The following is a 26,016-nucleotide window of genomic DNA, read 5'->3' as shown; positions in this document are numbered from 1 at the left end:
ACCGCTCCTATCAGCGCTCTGTGGATAACTCGGCACTTCTTCCACAGTTGTGCACACGTGTGTTCAGGCGTGTTCCAGACGTGCCGAAGCACGGGCGCAAACGTTTGCGGAAACGGAATCAGGCGCGGCCGAGGCTCGGCTCGGCGGTGGTGATCGTCACCTGGCCGAGCAGCCGCTCCAGGGCCGCCTCGACGTCTTCCTTCCAGGTGATCGCCGAACGCAGCTCGAGGCGCAGCCGGGGCCACTTCTGGTGCGGGCGGACCGTCTTGAAGCCGACGCTCTGCAGGAAGCCCGCCGGCAGCACGCAGCTGTGGCCACCGTCGGGGTCCGGCTCGTCGGGCTTCGCGTCGCCGAACGCCTCGATGGCGCGGACACCGCGCTTGGTGAGGTCCTTGGCGACCGCCTGGACGAGCATCCGGCCGAGGCCGCCACCGCGGAACTCGGGGAGGACCTGGAAGGCGGTCAGCAGCACGGCGTCCGCGCTCGGCGGCGACGTCGGGAAGGCGAGGGCCCGCGGGACGGCGTTCGGCGGGGCGTACAGCACGAACCCGACCGGCAGCGTGTCGCTGTAGACGATGCGGCCGCAGGAACCCCACTCGAGCAGCACGCTCGAGACCCAGGCTTCCTTCTCGACCTCGGTCGCGCCGAACTCCTCGGCCTGGTGCTTGAGGTGCGGGGCGAGCTCCCAGTACACGCACCGGCGACAGCTCTTCGGCAGGTGCTCCAGGTTGTCCAGTGTGACGCCCACGACGCGACGCGACACCCGCGACCTCCCTGACCTGCGCTCCCGACCGGCCGCCCGGTCGTCAAGCCGCGCAAGATCCACGGCACGAACGCAGGAGCCATGGTCGAGGATAGGCCGATGTGACGAGCACCGAAAGGTCAGGGGGTCCTGATGGGTGCCCGGTTACACTCGATGGGATCTGCCGGGCTGCCTCGAGCAGCCGTCCAACGAGCCCCGGGTGAATCGTCGATGACCGAGAACCGCCCCAGCCAGCGCCCCAGCGGCCGCCAGAACCTCGACCCGCACCTCGAGCGGTACGCCGCGCGCACCGCGGGGATGACCGCCTCCGAGATCCGGGCGCTGTTCGCGGTGGCCAGCCGGCCCGAGGTGGTTTCCCTCGCCGGCGGCATGCCGAACCTGGCGGCGCTCCCGCTCGACACGCTGTCGGCGCAGGTGGCCGAAATCATCGCCGAAGACGGCCTCGTGGCGCTCCAGTACGGCTCGGCGCACGGCATCCCAGTGCTGCGCGAGCAGATCTGCGAAATCATGGCCCTGGAGGGCATCAAGGCGCACCCGGACGACGTCGTGGTGACCGTCGGCTCGCAGATGGGCCTGGACATGGTCACGCGGCTGTTCTGCGACCCGGGTGACGTCGTGATCGCCGAAGGCCCCTCGTACGTCGGCGCCCTGGGCTCGTTCGCCGCGTACCAGGCGCAGGTCGTGCACGTGGCGATGGACGACCAGGGCCTGGTGCCCTCGCTGCTGCGGGAAGCGCTCGACCGGACGACGAAGGCCGGCCGCCGGGTCAAGTTCCTCTACACGATCCCGAACTTCCACAACCCGGCCGGTGTCACGCTGGCCGTGGAGCGCCGTGCGGAGATCCTGGAGATCTGCCGCGAGTACGGCGTCCTGGTCGTCGAAGACAACCCGTACGGGTTGCTCGGCTTCGACGGGCAGACGTACCCCGCGCTGCGGTCGACCGATCCCGAGAACGTCGTGTACCTCGGCTCGTTCTCCAAGACCTTCGCCTCCGGCCTGCGCGTCGGCTGGGTGCTGGCGCCGCACGCGGTGCGCGAGAAGCTCGTGCTCGCCGCGGAGTCGGCGACGCTGTGCCCGCCGACGTTCAACCAGATGATCGTCTCGCGCTACCTGGCCACGCACGACTGGAAGGGCCAGATCAAGAAGTTCCGCGAGAACTACCGCGAGCGGCGTGACGCGATCCTGTCCGCGCTCGACCAGTACCTGCCCCCGGGCTGCTCGTGGACCAAGCCGGACGGCGGCTTCTACGTCTGGGTGACGGTGCCGGAAGGCGTCGACACGAAGGCGATGCTGCCGCGCGCGGTGACCGCGCGGGTGGCGTACGCGTCCGGAACCGGCTTCTACGCCGACGGGTTCGGCAGCCGCCAGATGCGGCTGTCGTACTGCTACCCGACGCCGGAGCGCATCCGCGAGGGCGTGCGGCGGCTGGCCGCCGTGCTGGAGTCGGAAATGGAGCTGGCCCGAACCTTCGGTAACGTGAGCGCGCGCCAGATCCAGGGGCCGCAGACGCCCTCCCCGGATACCGTCTGATCGACGGGAATCCGTACCAGCTAAGGAGTTTCCACGGTGGTCGACCGTACCGTTGCCGTGCTCGCCGGCGGGCTCTCGCACGAGCGCGACGTCTCACTGAGGTCCGGGCGACGGCTCTCCGCGGCGCTCAAGTCCGAGGGCTTCGGCATCGAAGAGTGGGACACCGACGGCGGCCTGCTGGAGCGGCTGCGCACGCAGCGCCCGGACGCGGTGGTCGTCGCCCTGCACGGCGGCGAGGGCGAAAACGGCTCGGTGCAGACGGTGCTGGAGATGCTGGACGTGCCGTTCGTCGGCACCGGCTCCCAGGGCTGCCGCCGCGCGTGGGACAAGCCGACCGCGAAGGCGCTGCTGCAGAACGCCGGGTTCGTCACGCCGGGCTGGGTGGTGCTGCCGCACAGCACGTTCCGCGAGCTCGGCGCCCAGGCGGTGCTCGACGCGATGGTGGAGCGCCTCGGCCTGCCGCTGATCCTCAAGCCGGACCAGGGCGGCTCCGCGCTCGGCACCCAGGTGGTGCGCGAGGCCGCGGAACTGCCGGCCGCGATGGTCGGCTGCTTCGCGTACGGGGACACGGTTCTCGCCGAGCGGTTCGTGGACGGCGTCGAGGTGGCCGTGACGGTCATCGAAGGCGAGGACGGGCCCGAGGCCCTCCCCGCGGTCGAGATCGTCCCGGAGAGCGGCGTGTACGACTACACGGCCCGCTACACGGCCGGCCTGACCGACTTCTTCACCCCGGCCCGGCTCGACGACGCCGCGGCCAAGGCGGTGGCCGAGCTGGCCGTCGCCGCGCACCGGGTGCTCGGGCTGCGCGACATCTCCCGGACCGACGCGGTCGTCTCGGCGGACGGCACGGTGCACTTCCTCGAAGTGAACCCGTCGCCCGGTCTCACCGAGACGTCGACCGTGCCGATGGCGATCGAGGCGGCGGGCAAGTCGCTCGGCGCGGTGTTCGCCGAACTGATCGCGCGGGCGATCACCCGCTGACTCTTCGCCACGCGAAAGGCCGCCTCGGAACCTCCGTGGCGGCCTTTTCCGTGTGATCACCAACTGTGTTCGTCACGGCTCCGAGGAGCAATCATCACCGTGACGAAACACCCTGGGGTGATCCCTAATCGGTTTTCGGTGCCTGATTTGCCCCATTCGCATCGATGATCGCGACGATGCGTTCGAGGTCGTCGACCGACCCGAACTCGAGCGTGATCCGCCCCTTCCGGCGGCCGAGGTCGACCTTCACGCGCGTGTCGAACCGGTCCGAGAGCCGGTTCGCGAGCTCCTGCAACCCCGGCGCCTGGATCGGCTTGCGCGGCGCGGGCTTCGGCTTGGCCGGCTTCTCGCTCTTCTTGAGCGTGACGGCTTCCTCGGTCGCCCGGACCGACATGCCCTCCGCGACGATGCGCGCGGCGAGCTCCTCCTGGCTCTCGGCGTCCTCCAGCGACAGCAACGCACGCGCGTGGCCGGCGGACAGGACGCCCGCGGCCACCCGGCGCTGCACCGGCAGGGGGAGCTTGAGGAGCCGGATCGTGTTGGTGATGACCGGACGGCTGCGGCCGATCCGGCTCGCCAGCTCCTCGTGCGTGACGGCGAACTCGTCGAGCAGCTGCTGGTACGCCGCCGCCTCTTCGAGCGGGTTCAGCTGGACGCGGTGGATGTTCTCCAGGAGCGCGTCCCGCAGCATCGACTCGTCGGCGGTCTGCCGGACGATCGCCGGGATCGCTTCGAGCTCCGCCTGCTGCGACGCACGCAGCCGCCGCTCGCCCATGACGAGCTCGTACTCGTCGTTGCCGAGCTCGCGGACGACGATGGGCTGCATGAGCCCGAATTCGCGGATCGAGTGCTCGAGTTCGGCGAGCGCGTCTTCGTCGAAGACCTGGCGCGGCTGCTTCGGGTTCGGCTTGATCGAGCTGACCGGGATCTCGCGGTAGACCGCGCCGGCCACCTCGCCGCCGTGCTGCGTCGCCTGACCGTTCGCCGCGAACCAGCCCTTGTCGTCGGCCGCCTTCCGGTCCGCCGCCGCGCCGTCGGTGGGGGCGGGGAGCGGACCGCCGCCGGTGGGTCCGGTCGGGATCAGGGCGGCGAGGCCGCGCCCCAGCCCTCCTCGACGCTCGGTCATGTCGAACTACCCTTCTCCATCTGTGCGCCGCGCTCGGCGATCTCCTTGGCCGCGTCGACGTAGCTCATCGCCCCGCGCGAACCGGGGTCGTAGGCGAGCACGGTCTGGCCGTACCCGGGTGCCTCGGACACCTTCACGCTGCGCGGGATGACCGTCTTGAGGACGGTGTCGCCGAAGTGGTTCCGCACCTCGTTGGTCACCTGGTCGGCCAGCTTGGTCCGGCCGTCGTACATGGTCAGCAGGATCGTCGAGACGCGGAGTTCGCGGTTGAGGTGCTGCTGCACGAGCTCGATGTTGCTCAGCAGCTGCCCCAGACCTTCGAGCGCGTAGTACTCGCACTGGATCGGGATGAGCACCTCCTGCGCGGCGACCATCGCGTTGACCGTCAGCAGGCCCAGCGACGGCGGGCAGTCGATGAGGACGTAGTCGACGCCGATCTCGTCGAGGATCTCCGAGGAGATGGCCTCCTTGAGCCGGGACTCGCGGGACGACATCGAGACGAGCTCGATCTCGGCGCCGGCGAGGTCGATGGTCGCGGGAACGCAGAAGAGGTTGGGGGACTGCTCGGTCGACTGGGCCGCCTCCGCGAGCGTCACCTCGCCGATGAGCACCTCGTAGATGGAGGGCGTCCCGGACCGGTGGTCGACGTCGAGCGCGGTGCTCGCGTTGCCCTGCGGGTCGAGGTCGACGACGAGCGTCTTGAGCCCGTGGAGCGCGAGGGCGGCCGCGAGGTTGACCGTGCTGGTGGTCTTGCCGACGCCGCCCTTCTGGTTGGCGACGGTCAGCACGCGACGGCGGCCGGGGCGGGGGAGTGTCCCCTCTTCCGGGTGCAGCAGACGCGCGGCGCGGGCGGCTTCTTCGGCGATCGGCGTCCAGCCCACGTCGTGGCTGGTCTCCGTGGAGTCGGACGGCGGGGGATTCACCGGTCTCGACACCTCCTCCATCTAGACGTCTGGTCGGTGGTCGAGTCGCTTCGTTTCACGTGGAACATCGCGGCCCGTTAACGCTTCCTGCTCCGTGCCTTTGGCTTGTTCGCCGTCGGGAGGCGACGGATCTTCACGACCGTGCTGGGGACCTCGAGGACCGTCGCACCACACTCGACGATGAGCGGATCGGCCCCGCCGGCCTTGCGGATGGCGGCACCGTCCCGCTCGATCTCGTCCGCCGCGCTGGCGCCCTTGAGGGCGACCAGGAAGCCATCGGGACGGACCAGCGGCAGGCACCAGTCCGCGAGACGAGCGAGCGGGGCGACTGCGCGAGCAGTGACGATGTCGGCGCCACCGAGCTGCTCACGCACAGGCCGCTCCTCCGCGCGGCCACGGACGATGGTGATCGGGAGTTCCAGCTTCTCGGCAACCTCGGCCAACCAGTCCACCCGGCGGGCCATCGGTTCGAGCAAGACGATATCGAGGTCCGGTCGCGCGATCGCCAGCGGTACACCCGGAAGCCCGGCTCCCGACCCGACGTCGACAACGCGAGCGCCCTCCGGCATCTGCTCGCCGATCACCGCCGAGTTGAGCACGTGGCGCTCCCACAGCCGCTCGACTTCCCGGGGACCGATCAGCCCGCGCTCCACGCCGTGGCGCTCCAGGAGTTCGACGTACCCGGCCGCTTGGTCGACGTGCCTTCCGAACACTCGCTCCGCGGCCTGCTCCAAGCTCACTCCGTCTACTCCTCGTCCGCCGGTTTCACGTGAAACCGCGCTCGTTCGATTGTCCCCGATGAACCGGAGAAGACGAGCCGACAGTCCGAAGATGTGGACAACTCCACTCAGCCGGCCGCCGCTGTGGGCGGTTCCACGTGAAACATCACCCGTGTAATTCGCTCGGACGCGGCGCCGCGTTCCTCAATCGGATGCCGCTGAAGCCGAGCGTGCTCTTCGTCGCGATGTCCCAGAACGCCCACAGGTTGCGCGTGAGCCTCAGCTCGATCCCCGCCGCTTCGTGGTGCGCGAGCAGATCGCCGACCGGCTCCGGCGGCCCGAGGGGCACCACCGGGACGGTCGCCACCATCGCGTGCTCGTGCGCACCGAACGCCTCGAACTCCGACGCCGCGAAGCGGTACGCGTACAGCCGGACCGACTGCATCGCGGGGAGCCAGCCGTACTCGATCACGTGCACGCGTTCGGCGCCGAGCCACACCCGGTCCGCCTCGGCCGTCTCCGGCGTCACCCACGCCAGCGCGCGCGGGCACTGCCGCGGGAACCAGTAGTCCGGCGCACGGGCCGCGTCGACCGCCCAGACGTACGCCTCCGGCTGCTGCGCCGTCGCGGCGACGTGGGGCTCGAAGCGGGTGATCGTCGGGTCCTCCGAGAAGTGGAGGACCTCGCCGGGCGCCGGACGCATGCACACAAGAAAGCGGCCCCACCTGACCGAGTCAAGTGGGGCCGCTCGCGAAGCGAACCGAAGCTCAGGACTCCGGGAAGATCACCACGCGCCGCTTCGGGTCTTCGCCTTCGCTCTCGCTCGTGACGCCCGAGACCGTCGCCACCGCGTCGTGGACCACCTTGCGCTCGAACGGGCTCATCGGCTGCAGCCGAACCCGCTCGCCGCTCTTGAGGACCGACTCCGCCGTCGAGCGGCCGAGCTCCTTGAGCTCCTCGCGGCGGTCCGCGCGCCAGCCCGCGATGTCCAGCATCAGGCGGCTGCGCGAGCCGGTCTCCTGCTGGACCGCCAAGCGGGTCAGCTCCTGCAGCGCCTCGAGCACCGTGCCGCGCGGGCCGACGAGCTTCTCGAGGTCCTCACCGCCGTCGATGCTCACGATCGCGCGGCCGGCTTCCACGTCCAGGTCGATGTCACCGTCGTAGTCGAGCAGGTCCAGCAGGCGCTCGAGGTAGTCGCCGGCGATGTCGCCCTCCTGGACGAGGATGTCGTCACCGCCCGCCTTCTCCTCGCCCGCTGCCTCCGCGGCCGGCTCCGGGGTCACGTCGTCCTTATCGGCGTCGATCGTGTCGATCGTCTCCGACATCATTCGTCTCCTCTCCGAACCGGTCGCGCCTCAGCGGCGCTTCCGGCCCGACTTCCTGGTCGAGTCTTTGAGAAGGCCCGGCACGCCCGTGCCGTTGTCCTTCGAACCGTTCTGGCCGTTCGTGTCGGCCGGGGTCTGGTCGCCGTCGGCGGCGGCGGCCGGAGAGGTCTGCGCGAAGCCGTGGGCCGAGCCCGCCTTCGTGACCTTCTTCGCCGTGCCGGTCTGCGCGGGCTGGTTCTTCTTCTGCTGGACGGGCTTCTGACCGACCTTCGGCGCGGTCGGCTTCTGGCCCGGCTTCGGCCCGAGCGTCGCGCGCTTCTCGGCGGCCTCCGCCTTGCGGGCCGCCTCTTCCTTGTCGATCTTCGTGTAGACGAGCCGCTGCTGCATCAGGGTCCAGCCGTTGTTCGCCAGCCAGTAGAAGAGGAGGCCGAGCGGGAACAGCGCACCGAAGACGAGCACACCGAGCGGGAAGATGTACATCGTCAGCTTGTTCATGATCGCGGTCTGTGGGGTGGCCGACGCGGCGTTCTGCCGGGCCACCGAGTGCCGCGCGGTGAGGTGCGTGGCGATCGACGCGACGATCATCAGCGGCAGCGCGACCGGGAGCACGCTCCAGTGGAAGCCGACGTTCGTGGCCCCGCCGCTGACGACACCGACACCGTTGTAGACGGCCTCACCGAGGTTGACGCCGAACAGCTTCGCGTTGACGTAGGACTCGACGTCGTGCTGGCTGAAGAAGTAGTTCTCGGTCTTGGGGCCACCACCGGGCGGCGGCATCGTGAACGCGCGCAGGACGTGGTTCAGGCCGATGAAGACCGGGATCTGGAGCAGCATCGGCAGGCAGCTGCCCAGCGGGTTGACGCCGTGCTCGCGCTGGAGCTTCTGCATCTCCGCGGCCTGGCGCTGCCGGTCGTTCGCGTACTTCTTCTGGATCTTCTTCATCTCCGGCGCGAAGTCCTGCATCTTCTTCATCGACCGGACCTGGTTCACGAACGGCTTGAACATGATGCCGCGGACCGTGAACGTCAGGAAGATGATGCCGAGGATCCAGGCGACCGCCGTCGACTCCCCGAAGACGAACCCGAAGACCTTGTGCCAACACCACAAGATGAAGGACACGGGGTAGTAGATGAAATCGAGCACTGCTGCTACTCCTCGATCGGTGTTTCAGGTCTGCGGTGTCGCCACGAGAACGTCTCGGGCACGGGGTCGCGGCCGGGTGGCGTCCAGGGGCCGCAGCGCAGCAGCCGGCGCAGCGCGAGGTAGGAGCCGCGGCCGGCACCGTGCCGGGTGAGGGCTTCGACTGCGTACGCGCTGCAGCTCGGGTAGAACCGGCAAGCCGGCGGGAGGAAGGGCGAGATCGCCTTGCGGTAGAGCTTGATGGGGAGCAGCAGGACCCAGGCGACCGGGCCGGGCCGCGGGGGCTCGGGCACTGCTTCGTGGTCGTGGTCGTGCTCGGGGGTGGCTCGCATGCCGGTCACACCGCTGATCCGTGGTCGGGGGTCGCGTCCGCGGGACGCGTCGGGCGCGGGACATCCCCGGCCGGACGGCGCGACGACAGAAGCCCCAGCCGACGCAACGCGGCATCGAGATCGGACCCGAGCTCGGCGCTGGACGCGGTCGACGACGGCGGCAATGCCCGTACGACCAACGCAGTGCCGGCGGGCAGTGTTCCGAGCCTGGCCGAAACGAGGTGGCGCAACCGGCGGCTGACCCGGTGGCGGACCACCGAATTGCCGACGGCCTTGCTCACCACAAAACCCGCCCTGGCCGCCGACACGCTGTCGGACTGCACAGCGTCGGCGGCCGCGGACGGGTCCGTGGTCAGCGCGTGGACGACGAGGCGGCGCCTGCCTGCCCGGGACCCGCGACGGAGAACCACGCGGAAATCCTCACTCCGCCGCAGGCGTGCGGCAGCCGGCAGCACGGCGCGCCTCTATCGGCGCGATCAGGCGGACAGCGCTTCGCGGCCCTTGCGACGGCGGGCCGCCAGGATGGCCCGGCCGGCGCGGGTCCGCATGCGCAGGCGGAACCCGTGGGTCTTCGCGCGGCGGCGGTTGTTCGGCTGGAAGGTGCGCTTACCCTTGCTCACTGCTTCTCCTGTGTCTCACTGTGTCGTCTGCCCCGAACCCGCCCTGCGGAGAAATCTCTTCCTCCGCCTGGCGTGTCGTGCGGGCGCACGGCAGTCTCTGGTGTCTCCTACCAACGTGTGGCCTCGTCACGACGAGCGACGACAACGTGGGCACGCGAAACGCACCCCGCGCATACGGGAGACCTTACGAGGGTACGCACCCCCGTCGGGCGGCCGGTAAGCACCCCCTCGGCCACGGTACGCGACCGGTCGGCGCGCCCGGGGAGTTCGACGCCGCGGCACCGAATGGCAACCGCCCGTGCACCGTGAAATGCTGGCCGCCCAGGATGCCTTGTGGCCGCGAGCGGGGCTTGTTAGCGTGCCTCTCTCGGGTCACCGGTTCCAGGTGCACGAGTATCCGGGTGGTGGAGTGCCCACCGGCGTACGACGAGCCCGCAGGTGGCGGCACCGCGGGTCGCCGTACATTAGTGCACAGCTGTGGACAACTATGTGGATATTCGCTGTGCCGGTGCGCGGACAGGTCTCCTGCGATCGCCGGGTGGAGTGACCGGGGCGTTCCGGGGCCGGTTCGGCCGTCCACGGAGACGAGGGGAGGGGAGCCAGACAGGTGTCGGATCACCAGCACAATCTGGGTGTCATCTGGGAACAGGTGGTACGTGAACTGTCCGACGGGACCCTGTCTCCCCAGCAGCGCGCCTGGATGCGGGTGACCCGGCCGATCGGCCTGCTCGACGGCACGGCGCTCCTGGCGGCGCCCAGCGACTTCGCGAAGGAAGCGATCGAACGCGGGTTGCGCGGCGCGATCACCGACGCGCTTTCCCGGCGGCTCGGCCGCGCCATCTCGCTCGCGGTGAAGGTCGACAGCGCCGAAGCCGTCGCCCCGGCGCCCGCGCCCCGCTACGCGCCGTCACCCGGCCGGGTGGAAAACGGCGCGAGCCCCGAACCCGCCCCGCCGAGGCCGGCCAACGGCGCCCCGATGATGCCGCCGCCGCGGCCCGCCGAACCCGCGCAGCCGATGCCCCCGATGCCGATGCCGGCGCACCAGGCCGTCGCGCCGAAGCCGGACGACGGCGAGGACACCGACGAGGAAGTCGACGAAGAGGGCGAGGCGCTCGCCGCCGTCCACGAGATCTGGCCGACCTTCTCCGGGCAGCCGATCGCCGGCCAGCCGTACACCGCGCCGGCGCAGCCGCAGACGTCGAAGACGAAGCTGAACGAGAAGTACACCTTCGACACGTTCGTCATCGGCGCGTCCAACCGCTTCGCGCACGCGGCCGCGGTCGCCGTCGCCGAAGCGCCCGCCCGCGCGTACAACCCGCTCTTCATCTGGGGTGAGTCCGGGCTCGGCAAGACGCACCTGCTGCACGCGGTCGGCCACTACGCGCAGCGGCTCTTCCCGGGCATGCGCGTCCGGTACGTCTCGACCGAAGAGTTCACCAACGACTTCATCAACTCGCTGCGCGACGACCGCAAGGTCGCCTTCCAGCGGCGCTACCGCGACATCGACATCCTGCTCGTCGACGACATCCAGTTCCTGGAGGGCAAGGAAGGCACGCAGGAAGAGTTCTTCCACACCTTCAACACCCTCCACAACGCGAACAAGCAGATCGTCGTCAGCTCCGACCGCCCGCCCAAGCGCCTCGAAACGCTGGAGGACCGGCTGCGGACGCGGTTCGAGTGGGGCCTGATCACCGACATCCAGCCGCCCGAGCTCGAGACGCGCATCGCGATCCTCCGCAAGAAGGCGGCGCAGGACAGGCTGGCGGTGCCCGGCGAAGTCCTCGAGTTCATCGCTTCGCGCGTCGAGGCGAACATCCGCGAGCTCGAAGGCGCGCTGATCCGCGTCACCGCGTTCGCCTCGCTGAACCAGCAGCCGGTCGACAGCGCGCTCGCCGAAATCGTGCTGCGCGACCTGATCCCCGACTCGCACGCGCCGGAGATCACCGCGCCGACCATCATGGGCGTCACGTCCGAGTTCTTCGACGTCACGCTCGACGACCTGTGCGGCCCCGGCAAGACGAAGGCGCTCGCCACGGCCCGCCAGATCGCGATGTACCTCTGCCGCGAGCTGACCGACATGTCGCTGCCGAAGATCGGGCAGACGTTCGGCGGCCGCGACCACACGACCGTCATGCACGCGGACAAGAAGATCCGCAAGGAGATGGCCGAGCGCCGGCGCATCTACGACCAGGTGCAGGAGCTGACGTCGCGCATCAAGCAGCGCGCCCGCCAGTAGCACATCCCTTACCTCCCAACGACTTCGGGGCGTCCGCACACAGTGGACGCCCCTTGGTCGTCTTTGGAGTGTCTTAAGCACGCGTACGCCCGCGAAGCAGCGAAGGCGCGTACGCGTGCTTCGCCAAACTCGTGAAATTTGTTTGTACACAAGGAGTTTTCCCCACCGTGTGGGCGGATTGCCCACAGTGCCAACGGATCTCCCACCAGCGAAGACCCGGATTCCCTCCACACCCCGCCCACAGGCGATCCACAGCACATCCACAAGCTTGTCCACGCTGATTCCACAGGTTGCCCACACGCTGTGCACAGGAGGCGGCGATCACTCGGAAGAGGGGTTCGGGCCGTTCTGTCCGCCCCCAGAAACAGTCCCAAACCTGGGGACAACCATGGGGACAACCAGGCGGATCTGTGGACGAATCAGGGGACGCCCGAAACCATCCACGGACGCCCCGGGTTACCCACAGGTCCGCCACCACGGTTACCCACACGCCCGCGAACCGTCCGACCTGCGCGAACGAGCTCGATCCACACAATCCACAACACCTACTACTGCTGCTGCCTTTAGATCTCTTCTAAGGGAAAAAAAGATAAAAACAGGCGGAGGACGAAGTTGGGGACAGCTGCGAGATCGAGTCGTCATGTCGACAAAGTCAAGGGGAGGCCGAGGTGACGGCGGCGCCCGCGACGGCCTAACGTGGACGCCTGCACCTGGTCCGCGCTCCGGCCGCTCACGCGGAGGGCGGACCGGCCGGAGGGGGCAGCCGGTCACTGTCCTGCGAGAAGAGGCCTGGCCCGAGCCCGCAGGGGGCTCGATCGTCGAAAGGATGCGCGCATGAAGATCCGCGTCGAGCGTGACGGGCTCGCCGACGCCGTCGCGTGGGTGGCCAGAAGCCTCCCCTCCCGGCCTCCGGTGCCGGTGCTGGGCGGTGTCCTCCTCGACGCCGGTTCGGACGGCGAAACCGACGCGCTGACGGTCTCCGGCTTCGACTACGAAGTTTCCGCCACGGTCGGGGTCCCCGCGACGATCGCCGACGGCGGCCGCCTCCTCGTGTCCGGGCGCCTGCTGGCCGACATCACCAAGGCGCTGCCCGCGCAGCCGGTCGAGATCTCCGTCGACGGCGCCCGCGCCACCATCACCTGCGGCAGCGCGCGCTTCTCCCTGCCGACCATGCCGGTCGAGGACTACCCGCAGCTGCCGTCCCAGCCCGCGTTCGCGGGCGAGCTCGCCGGCGACGCGTTCGGCCAGGCCGTCACCCAGGTCGTCGTCGCCGCGGGCAAGGACGACACGCTGCCGATGCTCACCGGCATGCGGCTCGAGATCTCCGGCAGCTCGCTGACCCTGGTCGCGACCGACCGGTTCCGGCTCGCCATGCGCGAGTTCACCTGGCAGCCGGCCGAGGGCCTGGCCGACGCCGCGGTGCTCGTACCCGCGCGCACGCTCGCCGAGGCGGCCAAGACGCTCGGCGCGTCCGGTGCCACGATCCGGCTCGCCCTCGCCAGCGGCGAAGGCCTGCTCGGCCTGTCCGGTTCCGGGCGCTACACGACGACCCGCCTGCTCGACGCGGAATTCCCGCCGTACCGCCAGCTGCTGCCCGCGTCGCACACGTCGCGCGCGGTGATCGACGTGTCGGCTCTCACCGAGTCCATCAAGCGCGTTTCACTGGTGGCCGAGCGGGGGACTCAGGTACGACTGGAGTTCGGGGACAACTCGCTGCGGTTGTCCGCGGGCGGCGACGACGAGGGAAGCGCCGAAGAGGAGCTTCAGGTCGAGTACGAAGGTGATCCGGTGACCATCGCGTTCAACCCCGGTTACCTCGTCGACGGCCTCGGGGCGCTCCACAGCGACAGGGCGGAGCTGACGTTCACGACGCCGAACCGCCCGGCGCTCATCAAGCCCGCCGACGCCGAGGGCAACGTCGTCCCCGGCTACCTGTACCTCCTGATGCCGGTCCGGCTGCCGGGCTGACCTGTTTTTCAGAGCACGTAAGGGGATCTCATGGTTCAGCTCGGTCTGATCGGCCTGGGCAAGATGGGCTTCAACATGCGTGAGCGGCTGCGCGCGGCCGGTCACGAGGTGGTCGGCTACGACCGCAACCAGGACGTCAGCGACACGACGTCGCTCGAGGACCTGGTGTCCAAACTGGACGGGCCGCGGATCGTCTGGATCATGGTCCCGGCCGGCGAGCCGACCCGGCAGACCGTCACCGAGCTGAGCAACCTGCTCTCCGCCGGCGACATGGTGATCGACGGCGGCAACTCGAAGTACACCGACGACAAGCTGAACGCCGAGCTGCTGGCGGCGAAGAACATCGGCTACGTCGACTGCGGTGTGTCCGGTGGCGTGTGGGGCAAGGACAACGGCTACGGCCTGATGGTCGGCGGCGCGGCCGCCGACGTCGAGAAGGCGATGCCGATCTTCGACGCGCTGCGCCCGGAGGGTCCGCGCGAAGAGGGCTTCTCGCACGCCGGCGACGTCGGCGCGGGCCACTACGCGAAGATGATCCACAACGGCATCGAGTACGGCATGATGCAGGCCTTCGCCGAAGGCTTCGAGCTGCTCGAGGCCGCGAAGGTCGTCAAGGACGTCCCGGCCGTGATCAAGGGCTGGCAGCGCGGCACGGTCGTCCGGTCCTGGCTGCTCGACCTGCTCGTGCGCGCGCTCGACGAGGACCCGGAGCTGGACGACCTCGAGGGGTACGTCGAGGATTCCGGCGAAGGCCGGTGGACGCTGGAAGAGGCGATCAACAACGCGGTGCCGGCGCCGGTCATCTCGGCCGCGCTGTTCGCCCGGTTCGCGTCGCGGCAGGAGCACTCGGCCGCGATGCGCGCGGTGGCCGCGCTGCGCAACCAGTTCGGCGGGCACGCCGTGAAGAAGGTCGGCGGATAAGGAGCAGCTGGTGTATCTGCGACACCTGCAGGTCACCGACTTCCGCTCCTGGCCACAGGCCGATCTCGCCCTCGAACCCGGGCCGACCGTGCTGGTCGGCCAGAACGGCCGCGGCAAGACCAACCTGCTGGAGGCGATCGGGTACGTCGCGACGCTGGGCTCGCACCGCGTCGCGACGGACGCGCCGCTCATCCGGCACGGTTGCGAGCGCGCGCTGGTCCGGGTCGCGGTGGTCAACGACGACCGCGAACTGACCGTCGAGCTCGAGATCACCGCCGGCCGGGCGAACCGCGCCCGGGTCAACCGCGGTGCGGTCGGCCGTCCGCGGGACGTGCTGGGGATCCTGCGCACGGTGCTGTTCTCCCCGGAGGACCTCGCGCTCGTGCGGGGCGACCCGAGTGAGCGAAGACGGTTCCTCGACGAGCTCCTGGTGCTGCGCGCGCCGCGGTACGCGGGGGTCCGGGCGGACTACGAGAAGGTGCTTAAGCAGCGGAACGCCCTGCTCAAGACGGCAGGGAAACGACGTACGGGCCGCGAAGACCCGTACGCGCTGTCGACGCTCGAGGTCTGGGACGACCACCTCTCGGTGGCGGGCGCGGAGCTGCTGGCCGCGCGCCTGAACCTCGTCGCGGACCTCGGGCCGCACGCGGCGGCGGCGTACATGGGCGTGGCCCCCGACTCGCGGCCGGCGAAGATTTCGTACAAGTCTTCGCTGGGTGACGCGCTGCCGGAGACGTACGGCGTACCGGATGGCGAACGGGCGCAACCCGAGGTGCTGAAGGACGTCCTACTCAAGGCGCTGGGTGAAGCCCGCAAGGCGGAGCTCGAGCGGGGCATCAGCCTGGTCGGCCCCCACCGGGACGAGCTGGAGCTGGTCCTGGGCGAGGCGCCGGCCAAGGGCTACGCGAGCCACGGGGAGTCGTGGTCGTTCGCGCTGGCGCTGCGGCTCGGCAGCTACGAGCTGCTGCGCGGGGAGGCGGGTGAGCCGGTGCTGCTGCTCGACGACGTGTTCGCCGAGCTGGACCGCAAGCGCCGGGCCCGGCTGGCCGAAGTGGCCGTGAGCGCCGAACAGGTGCTGGTGACCGCCGCGGTCGACGAAGACGTGCCCGGGGAGCTGGCCGGCGGCCGGTTCGTGGTGGCGGATGGTGAGATCACGCGTGGCTGAGCAGGGCGAGCGACCACCCCGTGTGACGGGCGGCACAAATGGCACCCGATCTGGGGACAACCCTGTGGACAGTGTGGATAACACGGTGAATGAGTTATCGCCCCGTGTGACCATGCGGCCAGATGGGTGGCGCAAAACGCAGGGTAGCGGCCCTGCCGCCGCCTCGAAGCCGGCTTCGGACACTGAGCGTGATGGTGACGCTGGGCCGAACGAGAGCCCGATGAGCGGCCGCGATCTCGCGCACGCCGCGCTGGAGGCCGCCAAGGCGAAAGCCAAGGAGCGGGGCACCTCGCCCGGACGGCGCCGTCCCGCGACCGGCGGCGGGCAGCACCCGCGCCGTCGCCGCTGGTCGGGGCCCGGCGCCGACGCGCGCGACCCGCAGCCGCTCGGCCGGCTCGTCTCCCGGCTGGTCAGCGACCGCGGCTGGAACGAGAGCGTCACGAGCGCCCGCGTCTTCGCGCAGTGGGCGCGGCTGGTCGGCGAAGACGTCGCCGAGCACGCCCAGCCCGTCGCGCTGAAGGACGGCGAACTCACCGTCCGCGCCAGCTCGACGGCGTGGGCCACCCAGCTCCGGTTGCTGCAGGGGAAGCTGCTGGCCAAGATCGCGGCGGGGGTCGGCAACGGTGTCGTCAAGAGGATGCGGATCCAGGGTCCGACCGCCCCGAGCTGGCGGAAAGGGCCCCGGCACGTGCCGGGTCGCGGCCCCCGTGACACGTACGGCTGACCCGGCTTGCGCGATGCTCGGTTGAATGCCCCGAGAACGCATCCAGACCTCCCGAGATACGTCAAGACTCGGCTCGAACCGATTTCGTCCGTCTGTGACGCGTTCAGGGGTGTCCTTGCCGCATGTCAGCGGACGCGGCCAAGTACACTGGAGGAGAGCGAGCGTCCGCTCGGGCGAGACGAGGAGAAACAACGCCGGTGACCGAGAACAAGAGCGAGTACAACGCGTCGTCGATCACGGTGCTCGAAGGCCTCGAAGCGGTCCGCAAGCGCCCCGGCATGTACATCGGTTCCACCGGTGAGCGCGGCCTGCACCACCTCGTCCAGGAGGTCGTCGACAACTCCGTCGACGAGGCGATGGCCGGGTACGCCACCAAGGTCGAGGTTACCCTCCTCGCCGACGGCGGTGTCCGCGTCGTGGACGACGGCCGCGGCATCCCGGTGGACATGCACCCCAAGGAGCAGAAGCCGACCCTCGAGGTCGTGCTCACCGTGCTCCACGCGGGCGGCAAGTTCGACAGCGACTCCTACGCGGTGTCCGGCGGCCTGCACGGCGTCGGCGTCTCGGTGGTGAACGCGCTGTCGACGAAGCTGCTCGCCGAGGTCAAGTACGGCGGCCGCAGCTGGCGCCAGGAGTACACCGACCAGGTCCCCGGCCCGCTCGAGGACCTCGGCCCGGCGAGCGAGACCGGCACCACGATCACCTTCTGGGCCGACGGGAACATCTTCGAGACCACGACGTACAACTTCGAGACCATCTCGCGCCGGCTCCAGGAGATGGCGTTCCTCAACAAGGGGCTGACGCTGTCCCTGCGCGACGAGCGCGTCGCCGACGAGGAGACCGAGGCGGACGCCGAGGGCAAGGTCGCGCGGGTCAAGGAGAAGACCTACTGCTACCCGGGCGGGCTCGAGGACTTCGTCAAGCACATCAACGGCAGCAAGGAACCGATCCACCCCAGCGTCATCTCCTTCGACGCCAAGGGCACCGGCCTCGAGGTCGAGGTCGCGATGCAGTGGAACACCGGCTTCACGCCGTCGGTCTACACGTTCGCCAACACGATCAACACCCACGAGGGCGGCACCCACGAAGAGGGCTTCCGCGCCGCGCTGACCCGCGTCGTCAACGCATACGCGCGCGACAAGAAGCTGCTCAAGGAGAAGGACGCCAACCTGACCGGCGACGACGTGCGCGAGGGCCTCGCCGCGATCGTCTCGATCAAGCTGTCCGAGCCGCAGTTCGAGGGCCAGACCAAGACCAAGCTGGGCAACAGCGAGGCCAAGACGTTCGTGCAGCAGACGTCGAACGAGTGGCTGGCGGACTGGTTCGAGCGCAACCCGACCGAGGCGAAGACGATCATCAACAAGTCGATCTCCTCGGCGCAGGCCCGGATGGCCGCGCGCAAGGCGCGTGACCTGGTCCGCCGCAAGGGCGCGCTGGAGATCGGCGGCCTGCCCGGCAAGCTGAAGGACTGCCGCTCGACCAACCCGGAGGAGTGCGAGCTCTACATCGTCGAGGGTGACTCGGCCGGCGGCTCGGCCAAGGAGGGCCGGGACTCGATGTACCAGGCGATCCTGCCGATCCGCGGCAAGATCATCAACGTCGAGAAGGCCCGCATCGACCGCGTCCTCAAGAACACCGAGGTCCAGTCGCTGATCACCGCGCTGGGCACCGGCATCCACGACGAGTTCGACCTCTCGAAGCTGCGCTACCACAAGATCGTGCTGATGGCGGACGCCGACGTCGACGGCCAGCACATCACCACGCTGCTGCTCACCCTGCTGTTCCGGTTCATGAGCCCGCTGATCGAGCACGGCCACGTCTTCCTGTCGCGGCCGCCGCTGTACAAGATCAAGTGGCCGCGGTCCGAGCCGGAGTACGCCTACTCCGACCGCGAGCGCGACGCCGTCATCCAGGCGGGGGTCGAGGCCGGCAAGAAGCTCCCGAAGGACGACGCGATCCAGCGCTACAAGGGTCTCGGCGAGATGAACGCCGAAGAGCTGTGGGAGACCACGATGGACCCGGCGAACCGGCTGCTGGGCCAGGTCACGATGGACGACGCCGCCCAGGCGGACGAGCTGTTCTCCGTCCTGATGGGCGAGGACGTCGAGGCCCGCCGGTCGTTCATCACGCGCAACGCCAAGGACGTGCGCTTCCTGGACGTCTAGGCGTTCCCCCGCTCTTCGCCCCCGCTTAGGACTCTCCACTCGAGAAGGACTCCATGACGGAAACTCTGCCGCCGGCTCCGGAACACGACCGGATCGAACCGGTCGACATCCAGCAGGAGATGCAGCGCTCCTACATCGACTACGCGATGAGCGTGATCGTGTCGCGGGCGCTGCCGGACGTGCGGGACGGCCTCAAGCCGGTCGCCCGCCGGATCCTGTACTCGATGTTCGACTCCGGCTTCCGGCCGGACCGCGGGTACAACAAGTGCTCGCGCGTCGTCGGCGACGTCATGGGCAACTACCACCCGCACGGCGACTCGGCGATCTACGACGCGCTGGTGCGGCTCGCCCAGCCGTGGTCGCTGCGCTACCCGCTGATCGACGGCCAGGGCAACTTCGGCTCGCCGGGCAACGACCCCGCGGCCGCCATGCGGTACACCGAGTCCCGGCTCGCGCCGCTGGCCATGCAGATGCTGGCCGACATCGAAGAAGACACCGTCGACTTCTCCGACAACTACGACGGCCGCACGCAGGAGCCGGACGTCCTGCCGTCCCGGTTCCCGAACCTGCTGGTCAACGGCGGTTCCGGGATCGCGGTCGGGATGGCGACCAACATCCCGCCGCACAACCTGCGCGAGGTGTCCGAGGGCGTCGTCTGGGCGCTGGAGAACCCCGACGCGACCGACGACGAGCTGCTCGCGGCGCTGCTGGTCCGGATCAAGGGTCCGGACTTCCCGACCAAGGCGATGATCCTCGGCACGTCCGGCATCGAGGACGCCTACCGCACCGGCCGCGGCTCGGTCCGGATGCGCGCGGTCGTCGAGGTCGAAGAAGACGCGAAGGGCCGCACGATCCTGGTCGTGTCCGAGCTGCCGTACCAGGTCAACCCGGACAACCTGGTCGAAAACATCGCGAACCTGGTCCGCGACGGCAAGCTCACCGGCATCGCGGACATCGCGGACGAGTCCAACAGCCGTTCCGGCATGCGGATCGTCGTCACGATCAAGCGGGACGCGGTCGCGAAGGTCGTGCTGAACAACCTGTTCAAGCACACCCAGCTGCAGCAGAACTTCGGCGTCAACATGCTGGCGCTGGTCGACGGCGTGCCGCGCACGCTGCGGCTCGACCAGATCATCCGGCACTACGTCAAGCACCAGGTCGAGGTCATCGTCCGGCGGACCAGGTTCCGCCTGAAGAAGGCCGAAGAGCGGGCCCACATCCTGCGCGGGTACGTCAAGGCGCTGGACATGCTCGACGAGGTCATCGCCCTGATCCGGCGGTCGCCGTCGGCCGACGAGGCCCGGCCGGCCCTGATGGAGCTGCTGGACGTCGACGAGATCCAGGCGACCGCGATCCTCGACATGCAGCTGCGCCGCCTGGCCGCCTTGGAGCGCCAGCGGATCATCGACCAGCTGGCCGAGATCGAGCTCGAGATCGCCGACCTGAAGGACATCCTCGAGAAGCCGGAGCGGCAGCGCGCGCTGATCCGCGACGAGCTGATGACGATCGTCGAGAAGTACGGCGACGACCGGCGCACGAAGATCATCGGGTTCAGCGGCGACGTGACCGACGAAGAGCTCATCGCGGTCGAGGACGTCGTCGTCACGATCACCCGCACGGGGTACGCCAAGCGGACGAAAACGGATCTCTACCGGTCGCAGAAGCGCGGCGGCAAGGGCGTGCAGGGCGCGACGCTGAAGCAGGACGACATCGTCCAGCACTTCTTCGTCTGCTCGACGCACGACTGGATCCTGTTCTTCACGAACAAGGGCCGCGTCTACCGGACGAAGGCGTACGAGCTGCCCGAGGCCAACCGCAACGCGCGCGGCCAGCACGTGGCGAACCTGATGGCGTTCCAGCCGGACGAGCAGATCGCCCAGGTCATCGAGATCAAGAACTACGAGGTCGCGCCGTACCTGGTGCTCGCCACCAAGCGCGGCCTGGTGAAGAAGACCAAGCTGACCGACTTCGACTCCAACCGCTCGGGCGGCCTCATCGCGATCAACCTGCGCGAGGGCGACGAGCTGGTCGGCGCGGTGCTGGCGGCGGCGGAAGACGACCTGCTGCTGGTGTCGGCGGAGGGCCAGTCGATCCGCTTCCACGCGACGGACGAGGCACTGCGGCCGATGGGCCGCCCGACGTCCGGCGTGATGGGCATGCGCTTCAACGACGGCGACGAGCTGCTCGGCATCAGCGTGGTCAAGGAGGGCAAGTTCCTGCTTGTCGCGACCGACGGCGGGTACGCCAAGCGGACGGCCATCGAGGACTACCCGGTCCAGGGCCGCGGCGGCAAGGGTGTGCTCACCATTCAGCACGACCGCAAACGTGGCAGGCTGGTGGGTGCACTCATCGTCGACGCCGAGGACGAGCTGTACGCGATCACCTCGAGCGGCGGCGTGATCCGCACACCGGCGGGCGACGTCCGCAAGGCAGGACGGCAGACGAAGGGGGTCCGGCTGATGAATCTCGGCGAAGGCACCACTCTTCTGGCCGTCGCACGCAACGCGGACGAGCCCTCGGACGTCGCCAATGGTGACGCTCCCGAAGCACCGGAAGCGGCTGACGAGACGACGGCGCCGCCGGAGCAGTAAGTTCACAACTACGGACAGCGCCCCACGGCACGGGTAAGGACTGACTCTTCGTGACACCGACCGAGAATCCCGAGGCAGCGGGTTCGAACGGAACGCCGGCCAGCCCGCCCTGGCAGCGGGTCGACAAGGAAGGCGACGCCGAAGCGACGGTCAAGCTGGCCACCGAGGACGCCCAGGCCACCGTCGCCGTCGAGCGCCCGGTGGTGACGGGCAGCGCGGCCCCCCGCCTCTTCGGCGGGGGCCCGGAAACCCCACCGGCCGGCGCCGAGGTCCCCCCGGCCTCGACGCAGCGGGCGCGCCCGAGCGCGCTGCGCCGCCCGGGCCGCGGCCCCCGCAGGGCATCCCTGCAGGTCAAGCGGTTCGACCCGTGGTCGGTGCTGAAGCTGTCCCTGGTGCTCGGCGTGGCGATGTTCTTCGTCTGGCTCGTGGCGGTCGGCGTCCTGTACACGGTGCTGGACGGAATGGGCGTCTGGGACAAGCTGAACGGAACGTATTCCTCCCTGGTCGGCGGCGAGGGCGCCAACGCCTCGGCAGAACCCCTGATCAGCGCCGGCCGCGTGTTCGGCATCGCGGCCATCCTGGGCGCGATCAACATCGTCCTGGTCTCGGCGCTGGCCACGGTGAGCGCGTTCATCTACAACGTCTCAGCCGACCTGGCAGGAGGCCTGGAGGTCACCTTGTCCGAACGGGAGTGACCCGGTTGCAGGGCCCCTTCGGGGGTCCTGTAAAGTTCTCCTCGTTCAAGGGCCTATAGCTCAGGCGGTTAGAGCGCTTCGCTGATAACGAAGAGGTCCCAGGTTCAAGTCCTGGTAGGCCCACGCAAGTCAAGCCCGGTTCGCGTCTCGCGGACCGGGCTTTTGCGTGACCCGGGTGACATGCGGAGCGGAACTTCAGTCCGGCGGTGCCTGCGGACGGTCTGGATGGGTGTCGAGCGCACGCGTCAACTGGCTACGGCGCGATAGAGGGCCGGCAAAGGACTCGTACGGGTGTCCCTGTTGCGCCACTCGCCGGCACCATTGGCCAGCTCGGCGACAGCGCCGACTCGGAACCGCGGTGCGCGCTGGATCCCGTCGGCGCGAGGGTCCGCGGTTGGCCTGGCGGGATGATCAACATGATGCTAGCCTCCTAGGCATATTCGAACCTGACTGGGGGAAGTTGGATTCTGTTTAGCGTTTCGCCATGCATTGAACTCGATAACTCATGTGTTGTCTGGTTGAACAGGTGGAATCCGAACTCCACCTGCAATTTTCAAGGGGGAGTTGTGAAGAATCTTGTAAAGACGTGCATTGTGGCCGGTGCCGCGGTGGCGGCGTTGGCTGTTCCGGGTGTCGCGATGGCTGCTCAGGGCGGCGCCGCGGCGCCGTCTACCAGTGTCGGCGTAGCGGATGTCAATAGCAAATGGTGCGGCGAAAACTACGATGACTGTGTCCGTGAGCGGAGCGAATTCGCCCGATACTACAAAGTTGGGCCCATCGAGTACTTTCCTCGTGACCCCAGCTGTGCAGGTATCTGCTACAGCGGCTACAGGTTCAATTACTGGCCTAAGTGACAAGGCGGCGGTCGGGCGCTTCGGCGTCCTGGTAGGCCCACGCAAGTCAAGCCCGGTTCACCTCTCTGGTGAACCGGGCTTTTTGCTGCCTGCCTGACTAACGGACCCTGGATCACCTCGGTCGCACGGACGGGTCCGCTCCCCGAAACGCTCGATCAGCGGGTGTAGGTCAGTGCCAGCACACCGGTGCCGAACGTCCTGGACTCGGTGAGGGTCAGGGGCAGTTCGGTGTCGATGCCGTCGAACAGCCGGGCGCCCTTGCCGAGCACGATGGGGTGTACGAGCAGGTGCAGTTCGTCGAGCTGGTCTGCCAGCAGCAGCGAGCGGACGAGGCTGACGCTGCCCGAGATCATGATGGTGGCGCCGTCCTGGGCTTTCAGGTCGGCGACCTGGTCGCGGGTGATGACGGTGGTGTTGTTCCAGTCCGCCTTCGCCAGGGTGGTGGAGACGACGTACTTGGTGATGTTGTTCATGAACTCGGCGCCCTCGTCAGTGCGGCCGGGCCAGGAGGCGGCGAAGCCCTCGTAGGTCTTGCGGCCCAGGAGCATGGTGTCGGCGCCGGACATCGTGGCGTCCACGTCCTTGGCCATCTCGTCGCTCCAGTACGGGAAGTGCCACTGGCCGGGCTCGTCGGTGACCCCGTCGAGGGAGGTGAACAGGCTGGCGACGATGGTGCGCATCTCGGTGTTCCTTCCGGTTTCGGCTGGTCACCAGTCTGTCGGCGGAGCCGTGCGCGGACATCCGTGGAACTCACGGAACGGACCACGGATTCCACTCCGTGCCCCGGGCGGCGGCTTCGCGGAGAGAACCGTGCCACGGCCGCCAGATGCCGTCGACCCAGCCGGTGAACCCGTCCGGCCGCCGCAGCAGCGCCGCCGCGGCAGCGTGGTCACCCCGGCGCAGCAGCACCCAGGCGTCGAAGAACGCCATGACCTGCTGGTCGTTCGGCGCGCGGCCGGCGGGCGCGAGGTCGTCGACGATCCCGGACCAGCGTTTCTCCTCCTCGGTGGCTCCCTCGATCGCGTACACCGTGGCCAGGGCCTTCGCGGCGCGGCGCAGAGTGCTCAGCCGTGGCCGGCCTGCCTCCTGCCACGCGTCGAGGAACACCACGCCGTGGGCTCGGGCCTCATCCCACTCGCCGCTCAGCGTCGCGACGATGATCAGGCGGTAGGTGGCCAGGTGCCCGGACTCGCGGTTCTGCGGCAGGTCCCGGCAGCGCCGGGCCGTTTCCCGGGCGAGGGCCAGGTCTTGGGCAGCGATCGCGGCGTAGGTCGCCATGCCGTACGCGTCGTTGATTTCGTAGCCCAGCTCGGCGTCCAGAGGCAGCCGGCCGAGCAGTTCGGTACGCCGCCGAGCGGAGGTCAGTGCGGCCCCGGCGTTTCCTTGACCGAGGTGGATCACGGTCAGCCGGTCCAGCGCGGCGCTCACCACCAGCGGATCACCGCTGCGTTCGGCCAGCTGTATCGCGGTGCCGGTGGCCGCGACGGTCAAGGGGTCGTGGACGGACCCCGCGAATGCCTCGGCCGTGGCGATCCTGGCCAGCGCGACGGGGTCTTCGCCCGCGTACCGCCGGGCATCGGCCAAGGTGGTGCGCACCGCGTTCGGGTCAGGGGGTGTGGTGATGATGCCGGCCGACCGGTGCAGAAGCTCGACCACCCGGGCCAGCTCGCGGGCCGCCAGTTCGGGCCGGCCGGCGAGCAGGGCGGCCTCCCCGGCGGCGCGCCGCAGCCGCAGGGCGTCGTCGCCGGCATGCCGGGCTTCGGCGGATCCGGCGGCGAGGTGCAGCGCGTCGAAGCGGGCGAGCGGGGTGGCGGCCAGGTCGGCCGCCTGCTCGGACCGCAGCTGCGCTTCCGCCAGCAGACCCCGCCGGTGGCACAAGGCGGCCAGCAGTGTCGCCGCCTCGCCGGAGGACGTCCGGGTCAGCGCCCAGCGCAGCTCGTCGGCGATCCGGTCGAAATCCGCGCGCCACCCGGTGTCTTCGTGGTCGGCCGCCAGCAGGGTGGTGCCCTGGGCCAGGAACCAGCGCAGGTGCCGGTCGCGGACCTCCGGCTCCTCGGCCGCGAGGAGCTCGACGCCGTACTGGCGGACCGACTCCAACGCCGTGTACCTGGTCCCGTCCGGGGACGGGACGGTCTTGAGCAGGTTGTGATCGGCCAGGGTCGCCAGGCCGGCGAGCACGTCGGCGGTGGGCTCGCCGGTGACGGCCGCCGCCGCGGCGAGCCCGAAGCCGGTCGCGAAGACCGAGACCCGCCGCAGCACCGTTCGGGCTTGCTCGTCGAGCAGCTGGTAGCTCCAGTCCAGTGCGGATCGCAGCGAGCGGTGCCGGTCGTCGGCCCGCCGGGCCCCGGTCAGCAAGCCGAGCTGGTCGGCCAGCCCTTCGGAGACTCCGTCCAGGCCGACCGCGGCCACCCGCGCCGCCGCCAGCTCGATGGCGAGCGGCACGCCGTCCAACGCCTCACAGATCCGGCCGACCGCCTCGCCCGCGACCCGGGTGGCACCCGCGGTCTCCGCGCGTGTCACGAACAACTGCTCCGCTTCCGCCGGGGCCAGGCCGGACACGGGGAAGACCCGCTCGAACGGGACCGACAGCCGGACCCGGCTGGTCGCCAGCACCGTGATGTCCGCGCTGTGCCGCAGCAACTGTTCGACCAGCACCACCACGCCGTCCACGACGTGCTCGCAGTTGTCCAGGACGAGCAGCAGCCGCCGGTTCCTGGCCCACGTCATGAGGTTTTCCTCGGCCACTCCCAGCCCGGCGGCCACCGCCTGCGGCACCATCGCCTCGCTCGAGACCGGCACGAGGTCGACGTAGCGCACACCGTCTTGCGACACCACGTCCGCGGCCACCGCCAGCGCCAGCCGGGTCTTGCCGACCCCGCCCGGACCCACCGCCGTCACCAGCCGGTTGCCGTCCAGGGCCCGGGCCAGCGCCTGCCGCTCGGTGAGCCGGCCAACCAGGGGCGTCAGTGCCTGCGGCAGCACCGGGCCGCCGGTGGCGGCGAGGTCCCGCGCCATCGCGGCCAGGGCACGCCGGTCGCTCACCTCGAGCTTGCGCAGCAACGAGGAGACGTGGCTCTCCACCGTACGGGTCGAGATGAACAACCGGGCCGCGATCTCCGGGTTGGTCAGGTACTCGCCCAACGCCGTCAACACTTCGAGTTCACGGGGTGATATCCGCGCACCCGCCACCTCATGATCCGGCATACCCCCAGTACACACGACCAGCGATGACCTGTAT

The 26,016-nt window shown here is 69.4% G+C and carries 22 protein-coding genes and 1 tRNA gene; 11 read left to right on the top strand and 12 right to left on the bottom strand.

Annotated elements, in window-relative coordinates; all coding sequences use genetic code 11:
• Window positions 1-118 precede the first annotated feature (118 nt).
• Window positions 119-763: a GNAT family N-acetyltransferase gene (locus ACWEGE_RS11665; protein ID WP_449660375.1), complete on the bottom strand. Its 645-nt coding sequence runs from the start codon at window positions 761-763 to the stop codon at window positions 119-121.
• 210 nt (window positions 764-973) lie between these two features.
• On the opposite strand from ACWEGE_RS11665, the gene ACWEGE_RS11660 reads away from it, so the two are divergent.
• Window positions 974-2,293 carry an aminotransferase-like domain-containing protein gene (locus ACWEGE_RS11660; RefSeq protein WP_449660374.1) on the top strand — a complete coding sequence of 440 codons (1,320 nt, stop codon included), beginning with the start codon at window positions 974-976 and terminating at the stop codon, window positions 2,291-2,293.
• 36 nt (window positions 2,294-2,329) lie between these two features.
• Window positions 2,330-3,274: a D-alanine--D-alanine ligase family protein gene (locus ACWEGE_RS11655; protein WP_449660373.1), complete on the top strand. Its 945-nt coding sequence runs from the start codon at window positions 2,330-2,332 to the stop codon at window positions 3,272-3,274.
• A 124-nt stretch (window positions 3,275-3,398) separates the two neighbouring features.
• Here ACWEGE_RS11655 and ACWEGE_RS11650 read toward each other — a convergent pair whose 3' ends face one another.
• The 9 genes from ACWEGE_RS11650 to rpmH form a co-directional block, all read right to left on the bottom strand.
• On the bottom strand, window positions 3,399-4,400 hold the full coding sequence (locus ACWEGE_RS11650; protein ID WP_449660372.1) for a ParB/RepB/Spo0J family partition protein: 1,002 nt from the start codon (window positions 4,398-4,400) through the stop codon (window positions 3,399-3,401).
• Window positions 4,397-5,323, bottom strand: a complete 927-nt coding sequence (locus tag ACWEGE_RS11645) for a ParA family protein (RefSeq protein WP_449660599.1) — start codon at window positions 5,321-5,323, stop codon at window positions 4,397-4,399. Before ACWEGE_RS11645 ends, ACWEGE_RS11650 begins: the two co-directional genes overlap by 4 nt.
• A gap of 77 nt (window positions 5,324-5,400) precedes the next feature.
• Complete coding sequence (rsmG, locus tag ACWEGE_RS11640; RefSeq protein WP_449660371.1) at window positions 5,401-6,063, bottom strand: 16S rRNA (guanine(527)-N(7))-methyltransferase RsmG; 663 nt, start codon at window positions 6,061-6,063, stop codon at window positions 5,401-5,403.
• 145 nt (window positions 6,064-6,208) lie between these two features.
• Window positions 6,209-6,745, bottom strand: coding sequence for a DUF6886 family protein (locus ACWEGE_RS11635; RefSeq protein ID WP_449660370.1), 537 nt, complete (start codon window positions 6,743-6,745; stop codon window positions 6,209-6,211).
• A 64-nt stretch (window positions 6,746-6,809) separates the two neighbouring features.
• Window positions 6,810-7,367, bottom strand: a complete 558-nt coding sequence (locus ACWEGE_RS11630; protein ID WP_176173842.1) for a Jag family protein — start codon at window positions 7,365-7,367, stop codon at window positions 6,810-6,812.
• A gap of 30 nt (window positions 7,368-7,397) precedes the next feature.
• On the bottom strand, window positions 7,398-8,510 hold the full coding sequence (gene yidC / locus ACWEGE_RS11625; RefSeq protein WP_449660369.1) for a membrane protein insertase YidC: 1,113 nt from the start codon (window positions 8,508-8,510) through the stop codon (window positions 7,398-7,400).
• Between the two features lie 5 nt (window positions 8,511-8,515).
• The gene (gene yidD / locus ACWEGE_RS11620) at window positions 8,516-8,839 is read right to left on the bottom strand and encodes a membrane protein insertion efficiency factor YidD (protein WP_449660368.1); all 324 of its coding nucleotides are present in this window, start codon (window positions 8,837-8,839) and stop codon (window positions 8,516-8,518) included.
• Between the two features lie 5 nt (window positions 8,840-8,844).
• Entirely contained in the window at window positions 8,845-9,294 is a 450-nt protein-coding gene (gene rnpA / locus ACWEGE_RS11615) for a ribonuclease P protein component (RefSeq protein ID WP_449660367.1), read from the bottom strand.
• A 21-nt stretch (window positions 9,295-9,315) separates the two neighbouring features.
• Window positions 9,316-9,459 (bottom strand): 50S ribosomal protein L34, encoded by a 144-nt coding sequence (gene rpmH, locus ACWEGE_RS11610; RefSeq protein WP_091288857.1) that lies wholly within the window; start codon window positions 9,457-9,459, stop codon window positions 9,316-9,318.
• A gap of 607 nt (window positions 9,460-10,066) precedes the next feature.
• On the opposite strand from rpmH, the gene dnaA reads away from it, so the two are divergent.
• The 9 genes from dnaA to ACWEGE_RS11565 all read left to right on the top strand — a co-directional run bounded on the left by dnaA (window position 10,067) and on the right by ACWEGE_RS11565 (window position 22,047).
• On the top strand, window positions 10,067-11,695 hold the full coding sequence (gene dnaA / locus ACWEGE_RS11605; RefSeq protein WP_449660366.1) for a chromosomal replication initiator protein DnaA: 1,629 nt from the start codon (window positions 10,067-10,069) through the stop codon (window positions 11,693-11,695).
• 834 nt (window positions 11,696-12,529) lie between these two features.
• Window positions 12,530-13,663 (top strand): DNA polymerase III subunit beta, encoded by a 1,134-nt coding sequence (dnaN, locus tag ACWEGE_RS11600; RefSeq protein ID WP_449660365.1) that lies wholly within the window; start codon window positions 12,530-12,532, stop codon window positions 13,661-13,663.
• A gap of 30 nt (window positions 13,664-13,693) precedes the next feature.
• Complete coding sequence (gnd, locus tag ACWEGE_RS11595) at window positions 13,694-14,584, top strand: phosphogluconate dehydrogenase (NAD(+)-dependent, decarboxylating) (RefSeq protein WP_449660364.1); 891 nt, start codon at window positions 13,694-13,696, stop codon at window positions 14,582-14,584.
• Between the two features lie 10 nt (window positions 14,585-14,594).
• Entirely contained in the window at window positions 14,595-15,749 is a 1,155-nt protein-coding gene (gene recF / locus ACWEGE_RS11590; RefSeq protein WP_449660363.1) for a DNA replication/repair protein RecF, read from the top strand.
• A 220-nt stretch (window positions 15,750-15,969) separates the two neighbouring features.
• Entirely contained in the window at window positions 15,970-16,473 is a 504-nt protein-coding gene (locus ACWEGE_RS11585; RefSeq protein WP_449660362.1) for a DciA family protein, read from the top strand.
• Between the two features lie 197 nt (window positions 16,474-16,670).
• Complete coding sequence (gyrB, locus tag ACWEGE_RS11580; protein WP_449660361.1) at window positions 16,671-18,638, top strand: DNA topoisomerase (ATP-hydrolyzing) subunit B; 1,968 nt, start codon at window positions 16,671-16,673, stop codon at window positions 18,636-18,638.
• A gap of 53 nt (window positions 18,639-18,691) precedes the next feature.
• On the top strand, window positions 18,692-21,229 hold the full coding sequence (gene gyrA / locus ACWEGE_RS11575; RefSeq protein ID WP_449660360.1) for a DNA gyrase subunit A: 2,538 nt from the start codon (window positions 18,692-18,694) through the stop codon (window positions 21,227-21,229).
• Between the two features lie 50 nt (window positions 21,230-21,279).
• Entirely contained in the window at window positions 21,280-21,924 is a 645-nt protein-coding gene (locus ACWEGE_RS11570; RefSeq protein WP_449660359.1) for a DUF3566 domain-containing protein, read from the top strand.
• 49 nt (window positions 21,925-21,973) lie between these two features.
• A tRNA-Ile gene (locus tag ACWEGE_RS11565) sits at window positions 21,974-22,047 on the top strand.
• An 886-nt stretch (window positions 22,048-22,933) separates the two neighbouring features.
• On the opposite strand, the gene ACWEGE_RS11560 is transcribed toward ACWEGE_RS11565, so the two are convergent.
• Both ACWEGE_RS11560 and ACWEGE_RS11555 read right to left on the bottom strand, forming a co-directional pair.
• A complete protein-coding gene (locus ACWEGE_RS11560) occupies window positions 22,934-23,458 on the bottom strand; it encodes a dihydrofolate reductase family protein (RefSeq protein ID WP_449660358.1) in 525 nt (174 codons plus the stop codon).
• 70 nt (window positions 23,459-23,528) lie between these two features.
• On the bottom strand, window positions 23,529-25,982 hold the full coding sequence (locus ACWEGE_RS11555) for an ATP-binding protein (protein WP_449660357.1): 2,454 nt from the start codon (window positions 25,980-25,982) through the stop codon (window positions 23,529-23,531).
• Window positions 25,983-26,016: the final 34 nt, after the last annotated feature.

The organism is Amycolatopsis sp. NPDC004747 (genome assembly GCF_053601335.1).
Note: the sequence above shows the minus strand (reverse complement) of the source record. Positions and strands in the feature narration are given on the sequence as shown.